This window comes from Pseudomonas sp. c313, assembly GCF_055407145.1.
In genome coordinates this window covers 725,110-742,832 of the sequence record NZ_JBUZRD010000003.1, presented here as the reverse complement: position 1 = coordinate 742,832, position 17,723 = coordinate 725,110, and the positions used below count along the sequence as shown (strand labels likewise).

Genomic DNA, 17,723 nt, shown 5'->3' with positions numbered 1-17,723 from the left:
ATCGGCCTGGTGGTAGGTCTGTGTTTATGGGCCGAAAGATCCTCGCAACAAGCGCATGGATGCGCTCGATAAACCGGCGATGCGTCAAGCCGCCTGATAGCCCATAAAAAAGATAATCGGAGACTCTCATCATGGCTTTGGATTTATTCGTCGTACTCATCTACGCCGCCGGAATGCTCGTGCTCGGCTACTACGGCATGCGTCGGGCCAAAACTCACGAAGACTACCTGGTCGCCGGCCGCAACCTCGGCCCGACGCTCTACATGGGCACCATGGCCGCCACCGTGCTGGGTGGCGCGTCCACAGTGGGCACCGTGCGCCTGGGTTATGTCCACGGGATTTCCGGGTTCTGGCTGTGCGCCGCGCTGGGTATGGGGATCATCGCGCTGAACCTGTTCCTGGCCAAACCGTTGCTGAAGCTGAAGATCTTTACCGTCACCCAGGTGCTGGAAAAACGCTATAACCCGATGGCCCGCCAGGCCAGCGCGGTGATCATGCTGGCCTACGCGCTAATGATCGGCGTGACCTCGATCCTGGCCATCGGCACCGTGCTGCAAGTGCTATTCGACCTGCCGTTCTGGATCTCGGTGTTGGTGGGCGGTGGCGTGGTGGTGGTTTATTCGACCATCGGCGGCATGTGGTCGCTAACCCTGACCGACATCGTGCAGTTCGTGATCAAGACCGTCGGTCTGATGTTTATCCTGCTGCCGATCTGCCTGTACCGCGTCGGCGGCTGGGATGAACTGGTGGCCAAGCTGCCGGCATCGAGCTTCAGCTTCACCAGCATCGGCTGGGACACCATCATCACCTACTTCATGATCTACTTCTTCGGCATCCTGATCGGCCAGGACATCTGGCAACGGGTGTTCACTGCTCGTGACGAAAAAGTCGCCAAGTACGCCGGCACCTTCGCTGGCTTCTACTGCATTTTCTACGGCTTGGCCTGTGCGCTGATCGGCATGGCCGCCCATGTGTTGATCCCGGACCTGGACAACGTCAACAACGCCTTTGCCGCGATCGTCAAAGTGTCGTTGCCCGAGGGTATTCGTGGCCTGGTGATCGCCGCCGCATTGGCCGCGATGATGTCCACTGCCAGCGCCGGCTTGCTCGCCGCGTCCACCGTACTGACCGAAGACCTGCTGCCGCGTCTGCGCGGTGGCAAACAGTCGAGCCTGAAGATCAACCGCCTGTTCACAGCGCTGACCGGCATCGCCGTATTGGGTATTGCCCTGGTGGTGAACGACGTGATCAGCGCTCTGACCCTGGCCTACAACCTGTTGGTAGGCGGTATGTTGATTCCGTTGATTGGTGCAATCTACTGGAAGCGGGCGACCACCTCGGGGGCCATTACGTCCATGACGCTAGGCTTTGTCACCGCGTTGGTGTTCATGATCAAGGATGGGTTGGATGCCAATACGCCGATCTATTACAGCCTGGGGGTTGGCCTGGTGAGCTTTGTGTTGGTGAGCTTGCTGTCCCGTCGGCCGGAGGCCGTGGCCGAGGCGGCCTGAGTGCTGCCTTTGCCTTGAGGGGAAAGCCGTATGGGGATTTAAAATAACGAAAAAGCTGACGCTTAACACGATGGGAAATATCCGACCAGGAAATCTCCATAATCAGACGAATACACCGTGGGAGGGAATTTAGGAAGGATTTAGCCCGCGAGCGTGACCTTTAGGGACAGGGAATGCCCCCAAATAACTCACCCGGCAGCGCTCGCCCGATACCAGCAACAATCGTTCGAGCGCTTTTCAGGACTTACCTGCGACGTGGGCGACGCTGCTCATCATCGGTGCGAATTGGCACCGGTTGCAGCGGTGGCTCGATCAAGCCGAGTGCGACGCCGAGGTCGTGCAGCCAGTTTTGCAGTTTCTCTTTCATGGTGCCCCCTTTGAGGGTAGTGCCGAGCGGCTGGAATTCTGTAACCGCTTCCTACAGATAGTAGCCCTAAGTCCTACGTAATGCTCGCCTGAAACCACAACGAACTATTACTGAATTGATCACGATTTTGACTGATCGTTCAAGCAATCGCTCGTGTGCCCTGCAGCGGTACCGTCCTGCTCTCTTATTGCAGGTCAATCCACGCATTGAGATTAGCCCCGAGCATGGCTTTGCGCCACATCAACCACGCACTCGTGGGAAAACCAGGCGGGCCAGCCGCGCCCGATAGGAACAGCTGCGTCGGAAGGTGAACACCAAGCGGCCAGCCACGTCCTGCTGCCCGCGCACTCTCGGATGGTCAGCTCAGCTCAATACGATCCGCGTGAATCACAATGTGCCCTTGCTTGTAGAGCGCCCCAATGGCCTTCTTGAAGTTGCCCTTGCTGACACCGAACAAGCTGCTGATCACCGCCGGGTCGCTTTTGTCGCTAACTGGCAAGGTGCCGTTGTTGTCACGCAACTTGGCAAGGATCTTCGAGTTCAGGCTCGAAGCGGCTTCTTCGCCCACCGGCTGCAGGCTCAGGCTGATGTTACCGTCGGCACGAATCTCCTTGATAAAACCTTTCTCTTCCTTGCCCGGACGCAGGAACTTGAACACTTCGTTCTTGTGAATCAAACCCCAGTGTTTGTTGTTGATGATGGCCTTGAAGCCCATATCGGTCGCTTCGGCTACCAGCAAGTCAACTTCCTGACCGACCTGGTAGTTGGCCGGGGTCTTGTCCAGATAGCGATCAAGACGCGCGGTGGCGGTGATGCGCTTGGTGTGTTTGTCGAGATAGACATGCACGACGCAATATTCACCCGCCGTCATCTGGCGTTTTTCTTCGGAGTACGGCAGCAGCAAGTCTTTGGGTAGGCCCCAATCCAGGAAGACGCCGATACTATTCACTTCAACAACTTTCAGACTGGCAAACTCGCCCACCTGAACTTTCGGTTTTTCCGTGGTGGCGATGAGCTTGTCATCGCTGTCCAGATAAATAAAAACGTTAAGCCAGTCTTCATCTTCACTGGGAATATCTTTGGGGATATACCGATTGGGCAAGAGGATCTCTCCCTCTTGATCACCGTCCAGGTACAAACCAAAGTTAGTGTGTTTAACCACTTGCAAGCTGTTGTAGCGCCCGACTAAAGCCATTTCCAATACCCTCATTGCGTGGGCGGCATTCTACCCGAGTTTAGCGGCGGCGGTGCCGCGTCCAGGCGCGCAACCCCGAAAAATCATGTCCTGAGTGCGGGCGGTCCCGCTCGTCTGATCAACACCCTCGATTTCACCGATGATCCAGGCACGCTTCCTCGAGGGTTCGTAGTTAAAACAGCGAGTTAGGTATTTTTTCAAACGTCAACTTAGCTACTTTCCAACAGCACCGCTTATTTCAGGAGGATATTTGCCAAGCAATTGTCAAGCTTTTCATGTATGATGTTTGACCAAGTTAATTTTCTACAGGTTAGTGGCCGCCATGCGCGTAAAAGCATCCAACAGCAAAGCAAAGCCAGCTCCGGCCGTTGAAACCAGCGAATCGATCAACAACCAAATTGCTGCCTTCCTCAAATCCGGTGGCGAGATCCAGCAGATTGCCAAAGGCGTGAGCGGTCAGACTTTCGGTCCGTCCAAGCAGATTACGCTGGGCAAGAAGTAAGCTTAAAAAAAGCAGCTTGCGCATCACACCTGGTCCCTATGCGCTTTGCCTTCCAAGGCGCTAGGACTAGAGCACGCAACACCCATCTTGATACACCCCTTGCTTAGCTAATCGACGAACGGGCCTCATCGCCAGGCTTTCGCCGGTATGCTTGCACACGTCTAGATCAGGCATTTTCCTGATATTTCCGGTTACTGCTCCTCGCTTTTTACGGAGTGAAGCGTGCTCAAAATATGCATACTCCTGGTCAGCGCCCTGTTGGCTTGCCCCGTTGCCCAAGCGCAGGTCTTCCAGCGTGAATTGGGCGATTTCGACCTCAAGTTAGGCACCAGCCCCAGCCGCAGCATGGCCCAGGGCCTGGTCAAACCCACGTCTGCTGGCAGCGACTCCTTCCATGGCGGACTGGACCTGACCCACGACAGCGGCCTGTACTTCGGCCAATTCTCACCCAGCATGGGCATTTCGCCGACCAGCAACCTGGAAGTCGATTCCTATATGGGTTTCAAGCGCCCTTTCGACCAGACCCTGGGCTATGAATTGGGGATGATTCATTACAGCTACCCCAAGCTAAGCCCCCTCGATAGCCAGGAACTCTACGGAGGTCTCAACTTGCTGGGCAATCGCTTCGGCGCGTCTTTCAGCAACGACCCAGACCGCCGTGACAGCACCTTGTTTGCCGACCTGGGAGGCACTCAGCCCTTCGGCATCGGCGTCAGCATGAAGTACACCACTCACCAGTTGGGCGCCCCGGTTTCATTGGCCGAGGGCGGCTCCATCAGTAACTTCAGCGACTGGTCGGTGAAGCTCTCTCGCCCCTGGATGGGCATTGACCTTGATCTAATCTACAGCGACTCCAGCCTCCGCGGCAGCGATTGCTCGGCCTACTCTGGGCGCAATTCGCAATGTGATGGCCTGTTGACCTTGAAGGCCGAACGATCGTTTTATTGATGGGCTGAACTGTCGCGCCCATGGCGAGTTCAGATGCACTACTCTCGTCTGCGCAAGGACTCGCCCATGCTGCGTCGGTTAAAACTCCTGGTGGTATTGCTGACCCTGAGCCTGGTGCTTGCAGGCTGCAACCGCGTCGGCCTGGCCTACCGCAACCTAGACGTGATCATCCCCTGGACCCTCAACGACTACCTGGACATGAACGCCGGGCAAAAGAGTTGGTTCAACGACAAACTCAAGGAACACTTGGCCTGGCATTGCACCACGCAACTGCCGGGCTACCTGGGCTGGCTGGACCGTTTGCAACAAATGGTCGACAGCAATCAGGTGACCGACGCCGCTCTGCAAACCCGTACCACTGAAGCCAAACAGGCCATTGCCGAGGTCGCGCGCGAAGTCACCCCATCGGCCATCGAGTTGCTGCAAGGATTGGACGACCAGCAGGTCGAGGAAATGAACGAGGCGCTGGCCAAGGACCTGCGCAAGCGCCAGGACGAATACCTGAACCCGTCCCTGGAACAGCAGATCAAGGAGCGCGGCGAGCGCATGAGCAAACGCCTGGATGCATGGCTGGGACCATTAAGCACCAGCCAGCAGAATCGAGTGACGGCCTGGTCGATCGCATTGGGCGAGCAGAACAAACAATGGATCGGCAACCGGGCTCACTGGCAGGCGCAGTTCATCGCAGCCGTGGGGCAACGCGCCAGCAGCGATTTCCCGCAAAAAATGGAACAGCTACTGGTGGACCGGGAAAGCCTGTGGACCCCGGACTATCGACAAGCCTACGCCCAGACCGAAGCTGCGGCCCGCAGCCTGATCGTCGACCTGATGGCCGAAAGCACCGTGCAGCAACGGCAGAAACTGGCGCTGAAGATCGACAAGGTGCGCAGTGATTTCAAGGCATTAAAATGCCTGAAGTCCGCCCCTTTGTAGAGCGAGCTTGCTCGCGATGAGTTCAAGAACCGCGCGCTTATCCAAAAAGCACGCGTTAACGTACACGACCATCGTCAGATCGCCGCCCGGAGCAAGCTCGCTCAACATTTAATCAGGCAATCTGCGCCTTGGACGCTACCTCATCAAACGTCGCCGTATCCAGCGCATCCGCCTGCTCATCCAGCACCTCGCGCGGGTGATCGTTGCCGGGGATCGAGCTGTCGATCAGGCTCAACAACTGTGAGCCGCGAGGGGTCAGGATGAAGTTTTCGCCATTGCCACCTTCATCTTCAGGACGCGACTCGATAAAGCCACGGTCCAGCAAGAGCTTTTCGTACTCGGTGGCAGTCACTTTCAGCTCATCCAGGTTACCCGTCGGCTCACCGTCCGCCGCCTTGGCTGCCGCTTCCTGTTCGGCGTAGGGGCGTGGTGTAAAGCTGTGACCGGCGCTGTTCTGCACTTCATGAAGCAGACGCTCGATCAAATCCCAATTGTAAGTCGTCATCCTGATTCCTCCTGCAGGCACACGGAAAAGATGCCCTTCAAAGGTTGTGACATGCGACATCACTGGCCGTTCAGCCTAGTGGACAGGCGTCATTGCACTGAACTTTTCACCCGCCTGGGCCCTCAACCAAATATCACCGCCATGGAGGTCTGAACAATGAAAACCCTACTGAATATGGCCATCGCGGCTACGTTGCTGACCGCCCTGCCCGTCTGGGCCTGCACCCCGGAAGAAGCCACGGCCAAGCGTGAGCAACTGGCCCTGGAAGTGACAAGGCTCACCGAACAGAATCCAACAAAAGCCAAGGAAATCAACGATGAGCTGCAGAAAATGGACCTGGATACCGAAAGTTCAAAGTTCCCGGACAAGTGCCAATTGATCGACGCTCGACTCAAGGAGTTGAAAGAAGCGGCGGCCAAAGCCGATAGTTGAGGCCAAAAAAAACCGGACATCGTCCGGTTTTTTTTACGCCAACACTTTATTCAGCGGCTGGCGCTTCTGGCTTGCGGCGCTTGAGTGGCGCCATGCCGTCCTTGCTGACCAGCGACAGTGCGTCGGTCTTCGGTCGGTTGGCTATCTTGCGTTTGGTCGGCGACTTGGCGCCGGTTTTCTTCTTCTCGCCCTTGGCGTCGACCTTTTTCTTTTTCACGCCAACAGCCTTGCCCGACGCCTTGACCTTCTTCGGCCCGCCGTAGGTGCCTTTGACTTCCTTGATGGTGCGGCGCTCGAACGACTGCTTCAAGTAGCGCTCGACGCTCGACATCAGGTTCCAGTCGCCATGACAGATCAGCGAGATGGCCAGGCCATCGTTGCCGGCGCGACCGGTACGACCGATACGGTGTACGTATTCGTCGCCACTGCGGGGCATATCGAAGTTGATCACCATGTCCAGGCCGTCGACGTCCAGGCCGCGTGCGGCGACGTCGGTGGCCACCAGGATCTTCACGCCGCCCTGTTTCAGGCGGTCAATGGCCAGCTTGCGATCCTTCTGGTCCTTCTCACCGTGCAAGACAAACGCCTTGTACTCCTGCGCCACCAGACGACCGTAAATGCGGTCGGCCATGGCCCGGGTGTTGGTGAAGACGATGGCCTTCTGGTAGGTCTCGTTGGCCAGCAACCAGTTGAGGATCTGCTCTTTATGCACGTTGTGGTCAGCGGTGATGACTTGCTGACGAGTGGTCGAGTTCAGTTGGCTGACGGCGTTGAGTTGCAGGTGCTCGGGGTTGTTCAGGACTTTGGCGACCATGTCGCGCAGGGTCGAACCACCGGTGGTGGCAGAGAACAGCATGGTCTGCTGGCGGTTGGTGCACTCTTCCACCAGGCGCTGCACATCGTCGGAGAAACCCATGTCAAGCATGCGGTCGGCTTCGTCGAGGACCAGCACTTCGACTTCCTTGAGGTCCAGGTTACCGGCGTTCAGTTGCTCGATCATCCGGCCCGGCGTACCGATCAGGATGTCAGGCACCTTGCGCAGCATGGCGGCCTGGACCTTGAAGTCTTCGCCACCGGTGATCAGGCCAGACTTGATGAAAGTGAACTGCGCAAAGCGCTCGACTTCCTTCAGGGTCTGCTGGGCCAGCTCGCGAGTCGGCAGCAGGATCAGGGTCTTGATGCTGACCCGGACTTTCGCCGGGCCGATCAGACGGTTGAGGATCGGCAGAACGAAAGCAGCGGTTTTGCCGCTCCCGGTTTGAGCTGTCACCCGCAGGTCACGCCCTTCGAGCGCGAGCGGGATGGCCGCTGCTTGCACAGGCGTTGGCTCGACAAATTTAAGCTCGGCCACGGCTTTGAGCAGGCGTTCGTGCAGGGCGAATTGGGAAAACACGGGTGTTACCTCGAAGAAATACAAAAAAACAGCTGCATAGGGTAACGGTTTCGGGCGCCGAGGCCGAGTTTCTTTACGCGAACAACGCTAATCAGGTGCTTTTTTGTCAGGGGGTTTGTCCGCAACGATAACTTTGAAGCACTTAAATGCTCTAATTGCCCCATCACGTCCTACAGAAGAATCGCGTTTACCCATGGATATCAAACAGCTCTGGCTCAACGTCCAAGACGTTTGGGGCGCCCTCGATCAACATCCGCTGCTGCATTCAAGCCTGGCCCTGGTGATCTTGCTGGTGGTAGCCCTTCTTCTCGGACGGGTGGCACGCTACCTGATCCTTCATGCCGTCAAATTGCTGGGCCGCCAGCCAGCGCTGCACTTGCTCAATGACCTGCGGCACAACAAAGTATTCCACCGCTTGGCGCAAATGACGCCATCACTGGTGATCCAGTTCGGCCTGCACCTGGTGCCGGAACTGAGCAAGAGCAGCACGGTGTTTATCGGCAATGTCGCCCTGGCATTCACCATTTTGTTCCAGGTCCTGGCCATGAGCGCCCTGCTCAACGCCTTGCTGGACATCTACGCCCGTACCGAACACGCCCGCACCCGCTCCATCAAGGGCTACGTGCAATTGGCAAAAATGGTGCTGTTCGTGTTTGGCGCGATCATCATTGTTGCCACCCTGATCGACCGCTCGCCACTGTTGCTGCTCTCCGGTCTTGGTGCCATGTCGGCGGTGATCCTGTTGGTCTACAAGGACACCATGCTGTCATTCGTCGCCAGCGTACAACTGACCAGCAACGACATGCTGCGGGTCGGCGACTGGATCGAGATGCCTCAGGTCGGCGCCGATGGCGATGTGGTGGACATCACCCTGCACACGGTCAAGGTGCAGAACTTCGACAAGACCATCGTCTCCATCCCCACCTGGCGCCTGATGTCCGAATCCTTCAAGAACTGGCGCGGCATGCAGGCCTCGGGCGGGCGACGGATCAAGCGCAGCCTGTTTATCGACGCCAGCGGCGTGCGATTCCTGCGCGATGATGAAGAAGTGCGCATGACCCAGGTCCACCTGCTGACCGACTACATCGGCCGCAAACAGGCGGAATTGAAGGCCTGGAACGAAGCCCAGGAAAACAGCGCGCAGCTGTCGGCCAACCGCCGGCGGATGACCAACCTGGGCACCTTCCGGGCCTACGCCCTGGCCTACCTGAAAAGCCACCCGGAAATCCAGCCGAACATGACCTGCATGGTCCGCCAGATGCAGACCACCGCCCAGGGCGTGCCGCTGGAAATCTACTGCTTCACCCGCACCACGGCGTGGGTCGATTACGAGCGTATCCAGGGGGACATCTTCGATTACCTGCTGGCGTTGCTGCCGGAATTCGGCTTGAGCCTGTATCAGCAGCCCAGTGGCAACGACTTGCGGGCGGGGATGTTGCCAGCGGTGCTCGGCGCCAGCCACCTGCCCGAAAAGAGCGCCTCGCTATAGCTGCTACGCCAGCGCCTACAGGGCGCTGGCGGTGCGCTTGATGCCCAATCGGCTGATCCACACCGCCCCCAGAATCACCAGACCACCCAGAAACAACCGCCCTAACGGCTCATGCTGATTCCAGATCAACAGGTTCAGCAGCAACCCCACTGGCACATGCAGGTTATTCATCACTGCCAGCGTGCCGCCGTTGACCTGGCAAGCGCCCTTGTTCCACCAGTACAAGCCCAGTGCAGTGCTGACCAGGCCAAGGAACACCAGCACGCCCCATTGCAACGGCGCTTCCGGCAGGAAATTGGCCTTGCCGAACAGCAGGAACGCCGGCAAAACCACCGCCAACGCACCGAGATAGAAATAACCGAAACGCCGATAGTGCGGCAGATCGCTGGGGTGACGGGCCACCAGGCGCCTGTAAAGCACCTGCCCGGCCGCGTAGGTGAAGTTGGCCAGTTGCAGCAGCAAAAAGCCCATGAAGAAGTCGGGGTTAATCTGATCAAAACGAATCACCGCCGCACCCGCTACCGCCACCAGCGCGGCGATCAGCGCCCACGGATTGAAGCGCCGGTTCAGGGCATCCTCGATCAAGGTCACATGCAAGGGTGTGAGGATGGTGAACAGCAATACCTCCGGCACCGTCAGCACCCGGAAGCTCAAGTACAGACAAACGTAAGTCACGCCAAATTGCAGGGCGCCGATCAGCAACATGCCGCGCATGAAGGCTGGCTCCACTGAACGCCAGCGGGTCAGCGGGATAAACACCAGCCCGGCCAGCAATACCCGCACCAGCACAGCGAAGTAGCTGTCGACGTGACCGGCAAGGTATTCGCCGATCAGGCTGAAGGAAAACGCCTGAATCAGGGTGACAACCAGTAGATAGCCCATGCTCGCCTCGTATCGAATGGCGGCGACCTTAGCGGTTTTCCAGCACTTGCGAAACTCAAGGCAAAAAAAACCCGATCTCGCTAAAGCGTCAATCGGGTCGGAGCACTCAGGAGCAACAAGTGCAAAGGGAGGTTCAGTACGCATACTTGAAGGGTTTGCGTGGAGCTATTCAAACATCAGGCGATTATCTGGCGATTAAAGGATCAGGCAACCTGCGCCAATAACGCCTTGGCTTGATTCAAGCCTTTCTCCTGGAAATCTCCACCCAGGTTCACCCCTTCGGCATGAATGAAGGTGACGTCATGGATGCCGATAAAGCCCATGACCTGGCGCAGGTAGGGTTCCTGATGATCGCTGGTAGCGCCGGCATGGATGCCGCCGCGAGCGGTCAGGACGAAAGCACGCTTTTCATTGAGCAGCCCTTGAGGCCCGGTGGCGGTGTACTTGAAGGTCACGCCGGCGCGCAGCACATGGTCGAGCCAGGCCTTGAGGGTGCTGGGAATGGCGAAGTTGTACATCGGCGCGGCCATCACCAGGACGTCGGCGGCCAGCAGTTCGTCGGTCAGCTCGTTGGAGCGCTCCAGAGCTACCTGCTCGATGGCGTTGCGTTGCTCGGCGGGCTTCATCCAGCCGCCCAGCAGGTTGGCGTCCAAGTGAGGCACCGGGTTGATGGCCAAGTCACGCACAGTGATCTGATCAGCCGGATGGGAAATCTGCCATTGCCTGATGAACTGTTGAGTCAGTTGGCGGGAGATTGAATCCTGCTGGCGGGCGCTGCTTTCAATGATCAGAACGCGTGACATGGCTCGGTAGCCTCCATCGGTGAATGCTGTAAGTCGATGGAGTGAAGGCTAAACAGAACCGATTCGATAAAAAAGCGTAAAAAACTGCTATAACCCATCTATAAATTTGTTTATAAGCGCAGTATCGCTGTGGGCACGCGCAGCTTTGCCTTATTTCGCGGCGCAGGTCAGCTGGATGCGCATCTTGATAATCGAGCGCGTGAACTTGGCGGTTGCATGGGTGCTTTTACCGGCAGGCACCGTAACCGTCCGCAGACGCGGCGTTTCCGGACCATTGCGAAAGGCTACCTTGCACACCGCGTCGTTCGTCCCGTAATTGTTTAGCTGGATCGAACTAATGTCGGCATCAGTGTCATCGGCGGTGTAATCAATACTGACCCCGGTGATGCTTTTCTCCACATCGATCGGATAGGCAAACGCGCTCAAAGGCAGCAGCGCCAGCAGCACACAACAGAATTTTCTCATTCGGCAGTCTCCAATAAGGACCGCCAGCTTAGGACAAGAGGAACCCATTTTGAAAGCGCCCCGCGTTACCCTTGATCAATGGCGCACGCTGCAGGCCGTGGTCGACCATGGTGGCTTCGCCCAGGCGGCTGAAGCGCTACACCGTTCGCAATCCTCCGTGAGTTACACCGTTGCACGCATGCAAGACCAACTGGGCGTGCCGCTGCTGCGCATCGACGGGCGCAAGGCGGTCCTGACCGACGCCGGCGAAGTGCTGCTGCGCCGCTCCCGGCAACTGGTGAAAAGCGCCAGCCAATTGGAAGACCTCGCCCACCATATGGAGCAGGGCTGGGAAGCCGAAGTGCGACTGGTGGTCGATGCGGCCTATCCCAATGCCCGCCTGGTGCGTGCCCTCACCGCCTTTATGCCACAAAGCCGGGGCTGCCGGGTACGCCTGCGCGAAGAAGTGCTCTCCGGCGTCGAAGAGTTGCTGATGGACGGCGTGGCCGACCTGGCCATCAGCGGCTTCAGCATTGCGGGTTACCTGGGCACCGAGATGAGCGACGTGGAATTTGTCGCCGTTGCCCATCCCGAGCATCCGTTGCACCGACTGAACCGCGAACTGAGCTTCCAGGACCTGGAAAGCCAAATGCAAGTGGTGATCCGCGACTCCGGTCGCCAGCAACCGCGGGATGTCGGCTGGCTCGGCGCCGAGCAGCGCTGGACCGTCGGCAGCCTGGCCACCGCCGCCGCCTTCGTCGGCAGCGGCCTGGGGTTTGCCTGGCTGCCCCGGCACATGATCGAACGCGAACTCAAGGAAGGCGTGCTCAAGCAGCTACCCTTGGAACAGGGCGGCAGTCGCCATCCGACGTTTTTCCTGTACGCCAACAAAGACAAACCCTTGGGTCCGGCCACGCAGATTCTCGTCGAACTGCTGCGCACCTTTGACACCGCGCCGCTGGATGCGCCCTTTGCAGCACCACAGCAAGCCTGAAACGGAGTTCACCGATGGCCTATTTCGAACATGAAGGTTGCACCCTGCATTACGAGGAATATGGCCACGGCGCGCCGCTGATCCTAATCCACGGCCTAGGCTCCAGCAGCCTGGATTGGGAGTTTCAGGTGCCTGTGCTGTCCAAGCACTACCGGTTGATCGTGGTGGATGTACGCGGTCACGGCCGCTCCGACAAACCCCGTGAACGCTACAGCATCGCCGGGTTTACCGCCGATTTGGTGGCGCTGATCGAACATCTGCAACTGACACCGGCTCACGTGGTCGGTTTGTCCATGGGCGGTATGATCGCCTTTCAATTGGCGGTGGATCAGCCCCATTTGCTCAAGAGCCTGTGCATCGTCAACAGCGCGCCCCAAGTCAAGGTCCGCACCGCCAACGATTATTGGCAATGGGCCAAGCGCTGGAGCCTGGCGCGAATCCTCAGCTTGAACAGCATCGGCAAGGCCTTGGGCAGCATGCTCTTCCCCAAACCGGAGCAGGCCGAACTGCGGCGCAAAATGACCGAACGCTGGGCAAAAAACGACAAACGTGCTTACCTCGCTAGCTTCGATGCAATCGTCGGCTGGAGCGTTCAGGAACGACTTTCACGAATTTCCTGTCCAACGCTGGTCGTCAGCGCCGACCACGACTACACCCCGGTGGCGCAGAAGGAAATCTATGTAAAACTGCTGCCCGATGCGCGGCTGGTGGTGATCAAGGATTCTCGCCATGCCACGCCCTTGGACCAATCCGAAGTCTTTAATGCCACCTTGCTCGACTTTCTAAAGACAGTCGAAACCACTACCCAGGATCACTGACCCATGCTGAAAAAAATCGCCCTCTTTGCCGGTTCCGTTCTGTTTGCTGCCAACCTGATGGCGGCCACGCCGGCCAAGGCACCCCATGTATTGCTCGTTACCACCAACGGCGAAATCGAAATCGAACTGGACCCGGTAAAGGCGCCAATCAGCACCAAGAACTTCCTTGAGTACGTCGACAAGGGTTTCTACACCAACACCATTTTTCACCGTGTGATCCCTGGGTTCATGGTTCAGGGCGGTGGTTTCACCACGCAGATGCAGCAGAAAGACACCCAGCCACCGATCACTAACGAAGCCAGCAACGGCCTGCATAACGTACGCGGCACCTTGTCGATGGCGCGCACTTCGAATCCAAACTCCGCCACCAGCCAGTTCTTTATCAACGTCGCCGACAATGCCTTCCTCGATCCGGGTCGCGATGCCGGTTACGCCGTATTTGCCAAAGTGGTCAAAGGCATGGACGTGGTTGACGTCATCGTCAACTCGCAGACCGCCACCAAAAGCGGCATGCAAAACGTGCCAATCGATCCTGTCCTGATCAAGTCGGCCAAGCGCATCGACTGAGGTCTACAGGGAGTTTCGCGCGGTGCCCACAAGGCACCGCGCGTATTTGAACAGGAGAGCCCGCCAGGCGGGCGTCAGACCTAATGCTCTATCGTCGTTTTGAACAACTGATCGATATTTTCCGCGAGCCTCCCAGCGCGGCCCCTCCCGATAAAGTCCTGCCCTTCTACCTCTATTACCTGCGCCAGGTATGGCCGTGCTTTGCCGCGCTGCTGGTGGTGGGGCTAATTGGCGCGTTGATCGAAGTGGCGCTGTTCAGCTACCTGAGCCGCATCATCGACCTGGCCCAGGGCACGCCGCCCGCCAACTTCTTCCAGATCCACAGCACCGAGCTGATCTGGATGGCCGTGGTTGCCTTGCTACTGCGCCCGATCTTCGGCGCCCTGCACGATTTTCTGGTGCACCAGACCATCAACCCCGGCATGACCAGCCTGATCCGCTGGCAGAACCACAGCTACGTGCTCAAACAGAGCCTGAACTTCTTCCAGAATGACTTCGCCGGGCGCATTGCCCAGCGCATCATGCAAACCGGCACTTCCCTGCGGGATTCGGCAGTGTCGGCAGTGGATGCCATCTGGCATGTACTGATCTACGCCATCAGCGCCCTGGTGCTGTTCGCCGAGGCTGACTGGCGGCTGATGATCCCGCTGATCAGTTGGATCGTCTGCTACGGCCTGGCCCTTACCTACTTCGTGCCACGGGTCAAACAACGCTCAGTGAACTCCTCCGAAGCGCGCTCCAAGCTCATGGGACGGATCGTCGACGGCTACACCAACATCACCACCTTGAAACTGTTTGCCCATACCAACTTCGAGCAGAACTACGCCAAGGAAGCCATCGTCGAACAAACGCAAAAAAGCCAGTTGGCCGGCCGCGTGGTGACCAGCATGGACATCGCTGTCACCAGCATGAATGGTCTGTTGATCGTCACCACCACGGGCCTTGCCCTGTGGCTGTGGACCCAGTCGCTGATCTCGGTGGGCGCCATCGCACTGGCCACTGGCCTGGTGATTCGCATCGTCAACATGTCCGGCTGGATCATGTGGGTGGTCAACGGCATTTTCGAGAACATCGGCATGGTTCAAGACGGCCTGAAAACCATCGCGCAACCGGTGGCCGTGACCGACCGGGAAAACGCCCCACGCCTGAGCGTGCCCCATGGCGAAGTGCGTTTCGAGCAGGTGGATTTCCACTATGGCAAGAAAAGCGGAATCATCGGCGGCCTGAACCTGGACATCAAGCCGGGTGAAAAAATCGGCCTGATCGGCCCGTCCGGCGCCGGCAAGTCGACGTTGGTCAACCTGCTGCTGCGCCTGTATGACCTGCAAGGCGGGCGCATCCTGATCGACGGCCAGAACATTACCGAAGTGGCCCAGGAAAGCCTGCGCGAGCGCATCGGCATGATCACCCAGGACACCTCGCTGCTGCACCGTTCGATTCGCGACAACTTGCTGTACGGCAAGCCCGACGCCACCGACGACGAACTGTGGGAAGCCGTTCACAAGGCCCGTGCCGACGAGTTCATCCCGCTACTCTCGGACGCCGAAGGCCGCACCAGCCTGGATGCCCACGTCGGTGAACGCGGGGTGAAGCTCTCCGGCGGGCAACGCCAGCGCATCGCCATCGCCCGAGTGCTGCTCAAGGACGCGCCGATCCTGATCATGGATGAAGCCACCTCGGCGCTGGACTCGGAAGTGGAAGCGGCGATCCAGGAAAGCCTGGAAACCCTCATGCAGGGCAAGACGGTGATCGCCATCGCCCACAGGCTTTCCACCATTGCACGGATGGACCGCTTGGTGGTGCTGGAGAAGGGCCAGATTGCCGAGAGTGGCAGCCATGCCGAGTTGTTGGCTCATGGTGGGTTGTATGCGCGGTTGTGGCAGCACCAGACTGGAGGGTTTGTCGGGATCGACTGACATACTTTGCCACTACCCATAGCGCCAGCGCCCGAATCCAAAGGGCCCTGGCGCTTTTTCATGCACTGGATTTGTGCCACATCCGTGCTGTAATCAAGGCCAGGACCCGGAGGGGCCTGTAGTAAATCTGCAGGGAGCATCATTGGTTTACTGATTCGATAGAGTGATCTATCAAGGACGTGTTCATGTCTCTATTCAAACGCTCAGTGACGGAGTGTTTAGGTACGTTTTGGCTGGTGTTGGGTGGCTGCGGGAGTGCGGTGTTGGCCGCAGCGTTCCCCAATGTCGGAATCGGTCTGCTGGGTGTGTCGCTGGCGTTTGGGCTTACCGTGCTGACCATGGCCTTTGCCATCGGCCATATCAGCGGTTGTCATCTCAACCCGGCAGTATCGGTGGGGCTGGTAGTGGGCGGAAGGTTTCCGGCCAGGGAGTTACCGGCGTACATCGTGGCGCAAGTGGCCGGTGGAATCATCGCGGCAGCATTGCTGTATTTCATTGCCAGCGGCAAACCGGGTTTCGAACTGGCCAGCGGGCTTGCGTCCAATGGCTATGGCGAGCATTCACCCGGTGGCTATTCGATGACAGCGGGGTTTGTCTGTGAGCTGGTGATGACGGCGATGTTCGTGCTGATCATTCTCGGCGCCACCGACCGTCGTGCCCCGGCCGGTTTCGCGCCGATTGCCATTGGCCTGACGCTGACGCTGATCCACCTGATCTCGATCCCCGTCACCAACACCTCGGTCAACCCCGCCCGCAGTACCGGGCCGGCGCTGATTGTCGGCGGTTGGGCCATCCAGCAATTGTGGATGTTCTGGCTGGCGCCGATCCTCGGGGCGGTGGTCGGCGGTATAACCTATCGATGGCTGGGCAAGGAAGAGACTGCCTGAGCCAAGCGCGTTCAGCCCTGCCGGTAAGGCAAGGCTGAGCGCGCCTCCTCGGCATAGGCGAGGATTTCACTGCGCTCGCGCTCCAGGAAGTCCGCCACCGCCGCTTTCAATCCGGGATGGCGCAGGTAATGCCAGGAATGGGTAATCACCGGCTCAAACCCGCGAATCAATTTATGCTCCCCTTGAGCGCCGGCGTCGAAACGTTGCAGGCCATGGGTAATCGCGTAATCCATGCCCTGATAGAAACAGGTCTCGAAATGCAGGCGGTCGAATTCCGCCAGGCAGCCCCAGTATCGCCCGTAAAGGCTGTCGCCTCCGATCAAGCTAAAGGCCATCGCCACTGGCCGCGAGCCTTGCTTGGCCAGCACCACCCGAATCGCCTCCGGCATGCGCTCAGCCAATAAGCTGAAAAACGCCCGGGTCAGGTAAGGCGACTGCCGGCGCACGGCGTAGGTATTGGCGTAACAGGCGTAGACAAAATCCCACTGCGCCTCACTCAACTCATGGCCTTGTAACCACTCGAACTCAATGCCCTGCCCCGCTACCTGTTCGCGCTCCTTGCGCATCTGTTTACGCTTGCGCGAACTCAAGGCGTCGAGGAAGTCCTGGAAGTCCCGATAACCGCGGTTCTGCCAATGAAACTGGCAACCCAGGCGCTGCAACCAACCCGGCTGCTGCGCCAGTGCGACGTCGGCCAGTGCGTCGGTAAAGTTGATATGGGCGCTGGAAAGGCCTTCGATCTCCAGATAACCGGGCAGGCTCTTGAGCAACTCGAAACCGTCCTCGGGGCTGGCCGCCAGCAGGCGCGGGCCGCTGACCGGGCTGAAGGGCACGGCGGTGAGCAATTTCGGGTAGTAGTCGATGCCCGCGCGCTCGCAAGCGTCGGCCCAGCCATGGTCAAACACGTATTCGCCGTAAGAGTGCCACTTGCGATAGCTGGGCAGCGCAGCGATCAAGCGCTCGCCTTCATAATGCAGCAAATGCTCGGGCTGCCAGCCGGACTGCGGGCCAAGGCTGGCACTGTCCTCAAGCGCACTAAGGAAGGCATGGCGTAAAAAAGGCTGATCGACGGGGACCAGTGCGTTCCACTCATCAGGTGCAATCGCGCACAAGCTATTCAAACGTTGTAACGGCATC

At 58.5% G+C, this 17,723-nt stretch carries 19 protein-coding genes; 11 read left to right on the top strand and 8 right to left on the bottom strand.

Going from position 1 to position 17,723, the window contains the following annotated elements; genetic code table 11:
* The first annotated feature begins 131 nt into the window (after window positions 1–131).
* Complete coding sequence (locus ACZRKZ_RS13015; RefSeq protein WP_463981777.1) at window positions 132–1,511, top strand: sodium:solute symporter family protein; 1,380 nt, start codon at window positions 132–134, stop codon at window positions 1,509–1,511.
* 244 nt (window positions 1,512–1,755) lie between these two features.
* Here ACZRKZ_RS13015 and ACZRKZ_RS13010 read toward each other — a convergent pair whose 3' ends face one another.
* Both ACZRKZ_RS13010 and ACZRKZ_RS13005 read right to left on the bottom strand, forming a co-directional pair.
* Complete coding sequence (locus tag ACZRKZ_RS13010; protein WP_003210728.1) at window positions 1,756–1,878, bottom strand: PA1414 family protein; 123 nt, start codon at window positions 1,876–1,878, stop codon at window positions 1,756–1,758.
* Between the two features lie 358 nt (window positions 1,879–2,236).
* Complete coding sequence (locus ACZRKZ_RS13005) at window positions 2,237–3,073, bottom strand: S1-like domain-containing RNA-binding protein (protein WP_133101807.1); 837 nt, start codon at window positions 3,071–3,073, stop codon at window positions 2,237–2,239.
* A 322-nt stretch (window positions 3,074–3,395) separates the two neighbouring features.
* On the opposite strand from ACZRKZ_RS13005, the gene ACZRKZ_RS13000 reads away from it, so the two are divergent.
* The 3 genes from ACZRKZ_RS13000 (at window position 3,396) to ACZRKZ_RS12990 (ending at window position 5,456) form a co-directional block, all read left to right on the top strand.
* Window positions 3,396–3,575: a hypothetical protein gene (locus ACZRKZ_RS13000; RefSeq protein WP_007946007.1), complete on the top strand. Its 180-nt coding sequence runs from the start codon at window positions 3,396–3,398 to the stop codon at window positions 3,573–3,575.
* Between the two features lie 222 nt (window positions 3,576–3,797).
* Window positions 3,798–4,523, top strand: a complete 726-nt coding sequence (locus ACZRKZ_RS12995) for a TorF family putative porin (protein ID WP_463981776.1) — start codon at window positions 3,798–3,800, stop codon at window positions 4,521–4,523.
* A gap of 66 nt (window positions 4,524–4,589) precedes the next feature.
* On the top strand, window positions 4,590–5,456 hold the full coding sequence (locus ACZRKZ_RS12990) for a DUF6279 family lipoprotein (RefSeq protein ID WP_463981834.1): 867 nt from the start codon (window positions 4,590–4,592) through the stop codon (window positions 5,454–5,456).
* A gap of 112 nt (window positions 5,457–5,568) precedes the next feature.
* On the opposite strand, the gene ACZRKZ_RS12985 is transcribed toward ACZRKZ_RS12990, so the two are convergent.
* A complete protein-coding gene (locus ACZRKZ_RS12985) occupies window positions 5,569–5,961 on the bottom strand; it encodes a transcriptional regulator (protein WP_463970313.1) in 393 nt (130 codons plus the stop codon).
* A 156-nt stretch (window positions 5,962–6,117) separates the two neighbouring features.
* Between ACZRKZ_RS12985 and ACZRKZ_RS12980 the strand changes: the two genes are divergently transcribed.
* The gene (locus tag ACZRKZ_RS12980) at window positions 6,118–6,393 is read left to right on the top strand and encodes a hypothetical protein (RefSeq protein WP_463981775.1); all 276 of its coding nucleotides are present in this window, start codon (window positions 6,118–6,120) and stop codon (window positions 6,391–6,393) included.
* A 46-nt stretch (window positions 6,394–6,439) separates the two neighbouring features.
* Here ACZRKZ_RS12980 and ACZRKZ_RS12975 read toward each other — a convergent pair whose 3' ends face one another.
* On the bottom strand, window positions 6,440–7,786 hold the full coding sequence (locus tag ACZRKZ_RS12975; protein WP_133101811.1) for a DEAD/DEAH box helicase: 1,347 nt from the start codon (window positions 7,784–7,786) through the stop codon (window positions 6,440–6,442).
* Between the two features lie 193 nt (window positions 7,787–7,979).
* Between ACZRKZ_RS12975 and ACZRKZ_RS12970 the strand changes: the two genes are divergently transcribed.
* Complete coding sequence (locus tag ACZRKZ_RS12970) at window positions 7,980–9,275, top strand: mechanosensitive ion channel family protein (RefSeq protein ID WP_463981774.1); 1,296 nt, start codon at window positions 7,980–7,982, stop codon at window positions 9,273–9,275.
* A 15-nt stretch (window positions 9,276–9,290) separates the two neighbouring features.
* Here the strand turns inward: ACZRKZ_RS12970 and ACZRKZ_RS12965 are convergent, their stop codons facing one another.
* The 3 genes from ACZRKZ_RS12965 to ACZRKZ_RS12955 form a co-directional block, all read right to left on the bottom strand.
* Window positions 9,291–10,157, bottom strand: coding sequence for a carboxylate/amino acid/amine transporter (locus ACZRKZ_RS12965; RefSeq protein WP_463981773.1), 867 nt, complete (start codon window positions 10,155–10,157; stop codon window positions 9,291–9,293).
* A 203-nt stretch (window positions 10,158–10,360) separates the two neighbouring features.
* Window positions 10,361–10,960, bottom strand: coding sequence for an FMN-dependent NADH-azoreductase (locus ACZRKZ_RS12960; RefSeq protein WP_463981772.1), 600 nt, complete (start codon window positions 10,958–10,960; stop codon window positions 10,361–10,363).
* A gap of 150 nt (window positions 10,961–11,110) precedes the next feature.
* Window positions 11,111–11,425, bottom strand: a complete 315-nt coding sequence (locus ACZRKZ_RS12955) for a 3-phosphoglycerate kinase (RefSeq protein ID WP_463981771.1) — start codon at window positions 11,423–11,425, stop codon at window positions 11,111–11,113.
* Between the two features lie 49 nt (window positions 11,426–11,474).
* On the opposite strand from ACZRKZ_RS12955, the gene ACZRKZ_RS12950 reads away from it, so the two are divergent.
* The 5 genes from ACZRKZ_RS12950 to aqpZ all read left to right on the top strand — a co-directional run bounded on the left by ACZRKZ_RS12950 (window position 11,475) and on the right by aqpZ (window position 16,586).
* Window positions 11,475–12,398, top strand: coding sequence for a LysR family transcriptional regulator (locus ACZRKZ_RS12950; protein ID WP_463981770.1), 924 nt, complete (start codon window positions 11,475–11,477; stop codon window positions 12,396–12,398).
* 14 nt (window positions 12,399–12,412) lie between these two features.
* On the top strand, window positions 12,413–13,216 hold the full coding sequence (locus tag ACZRKZ_RS12945) for an alpha/beta fold hydrolase (protein WP_463981769.1): 804 nt from the start codon (window positions 12,413–12,415) through the stop codon (window positions 13,214–13,216).
* 3 nt (window positions 13,217–13,219) lie between these two features.
* Complete coding sequence (locus ACZRKZ_RS12940) at window positions 13,220–13,783, top strand: peptidylprolyl isomerase (protein ID WP_133101818.1); 564 nt, start codon at window positions 13,220–13,222, stop codon at window positions 13,781–13,783.
* An 83-nt stretch (window positions 13,784–13,866) separates the two neighbouring features.
* Window positions 13,867–15,699, top strand: coding sequence for an ABC transporter ATP-binding protein (locus ACZRKZ_RS12935; RefSeq protein WP_463981768.1), 1,833 nt, complete (start codon window positions 13,867–13,869; stop codon window positions 15,697–15,699).
* Between the two features lie 185 nt (window positions 15,700–15,884).
* Complete coding sequence (gene aqpZ / locus ACZRKZ_RS12930; protein ID WP_133101820.1) at window positions 15,885–16,586, top strand: aquaporin Z; 702 nt, start codon at window positions 15,885–15,887, stop codon at window positions 16,584–16,586.
* A gap of 11 nt (window positions 16,587–16,597) precedes the next feature.
* Here the strand turns inward: aqpZ and ACZRKZ_RS12925 are convergent, their stop codons facing one another.
* Window positions 16,598–17,722: a GNAT family N-acetyltransferase gene (locus tag ACZRKZ_RS12925; RefSeq protein ID WP_463981767.1), complete on the bottom strand. Its 1,125-nt coding sequence runs from the start codon at window positions 17,720–17,722 to the stop codon at window positions 16,598–16,600.
* Window position 17,723: the final 1 nt, after the last annotated feature.